The organism is Mesorhizobium sp. (genome assembly GCF_005063415.1).
Classification (GTDB): Bacteria; Pseudomonadota; Alphaproteobacteria; order Rhizobiales; family Rhizobiaceae; genus Mesorhizobium.
The window spans coordinates 46380-48089 of sequence record NZ_SUEG01000012.1 but is presented as its reverse complement, the minus strand read 5'-3'; the positions used below and the strand labels follow the sequence as shown (position 1 = coordinate 48089).

The 1710-nt window shown below is 62.3% G+C and carries 2 protein-coding genes; both read left to right on the top strand.

From position 1 onward, the window contains the following. The first annotated feature begins 124 nt into the window (after positions 1-124). Positions 125-784 (top strand): GntR family transcriptional regulator, encoded by a 660-nt coding sequence (locus tag E5W70_RS05880; RefSeq protein ID WP_292655162.1) that lies wholly within the window; start codon positions 125-127, stop codon positions 782-784. A 61-nt stretch (positions 785-845) separates the two neighbouring features. Further along, positions 846-1710, top strand: an 865-nt coding sequence (locus E5W70_RS05875; protein WP_292655159.1) for an extracellular solute-binding protein, incomplete at its 3' end; no start/stop codon positions are given.

The following is a 1710-nucleotide window of genomic DNA, read 5'->3' as shown; positions in this document are numbered from 1 at the left end:
CCCGCCCCTGGAAGCGATCGGCCCGCAAGGACAGCGGCAGCTTGCTGCTGCCTATGACAGGCTGTTTGCGACAGAGGCCGCCTGACCGATAAGGCCGGGCTGACCGACAAGGAAGCGAGCTGAAGTGGACGACGGCAGCGAACCGATCACTCTCCGCGAGAAAGCCTATGCCAGCTTCACGCGGCATTTGCTGGCCCGTGATCTGCGGCCGGGGCAGTTCGTGTCACAGCGCGAACTGGTCGCTTTCACCGGGCTGCCGCTGGGTGCCATTCGCGAGATCGTCCCGCGTCTCGAGGCCGAGGGACTGCTGACCACCATCCCGCAGCGCGGCATGCAGATCGCGCATATCGATATCAATCTGATCCGCGAGGCCTTTCAGTTTCGGTTGTTCATGGAACGCGAGGCGGTGGCGCTATTCACGACCAGCGCTTCTGACGCCGAACTTGCCCGCATGCGGCGCGAACATGAGGAGATGCTGGCTCAAGCTCTGGGACAGGCGCCGACGCCGGAAATGGAAGCCAAGGCCCAGAACATCGACTGGGCCATGCACGATACCTTCATCAATGCGCTCGGCAACGAGATTATCGCCAAGGCCTATCTGGTCAACTCGGTGAAAATCCGGCTGATCCACCAGGAGCGTTTCCGCATCGACGGCCGTGTGGTGCCGGTGATGCGCGAGCATTTGGCGGTCATCGAAGCCATGGAGAGCCGCAATCCGCAAAAGGCGGCTGAAGCGATCAGTCTGCATATCGACAATGCGCGCCGGCTGGCGCTCCAGATCTGAGGAAATATAGCCGCGCCGCGGTTCGCGGCGCATCCACAACGACAGCAACCGGGAGGAAGAAATGTCGTCCAATCTATTCAACCCAACCAGGAGGCAACTCCTTGCCGGAACCGCGGCGCTCACCGCTGCCGGCCTTGTGGGGCTTCGCCCCGGCTTTGCCGCAGGCGTTGACTGGAAACGCTTTGCCGGGACGACGCTTGACGTCAATCTGGTGAAAAGCCCGCGCAGCGACACCATCCTGAAATATCTCGCCGAGTTTGAGGAACTGACCGGAATCAAGGTCAATGCCGAGGCCACGCCCGAGCAGCAGCAGCGCCAGAAGACGGTGATCGAGTTGAGCTCGGGCAAGCCGAGCTTCGACGTCGTGCATCTGAGCTACCACGTGCAGAAACGCCAGTTCGAGAAGGGTGGCTGGCTGGCCGACATCGCCGGCTATCTCGCCGATCCGTCGCTCACCGACCCGGCGCTGGTCGAAAGCGACTTCGCCGAAGCCGGCATGCTGTTTGCCAAGGACGGCCAGGGCGTGCTGCGCTCGCTACCGTTCTCGGTGGACTATTGGATCCTCTATTGGAACAAGGAGCTGTTCGAGGCCAAGGGCCTCAAATACCCCGAGACCTTCGAGGAACTGGTGGCCGCCGCCGAAGCGCTGACCGACCCCTCGACCAATACATACGGCTTCGTCGCGCGCGGGCTCAAGAACGCAAACACGCCGGTGTGGACGTCGCTGATGCTCGGCTACGACATGACGCCGCTCGATGGCAAGGGCAAGCTGCGCACCGAGGCTCCCGAGGCGATCGAGGCTGCCGCGCTCTATCAAAGATTGATGACCAAGTCTGCCCCTCCGGGCGTTACCGGGTTCAATTGGGCCGAGGCACAGTCTGCCTTCCTGCAAGGCAAGATCGGCATGTGGCTCGACGGCGTGGGTT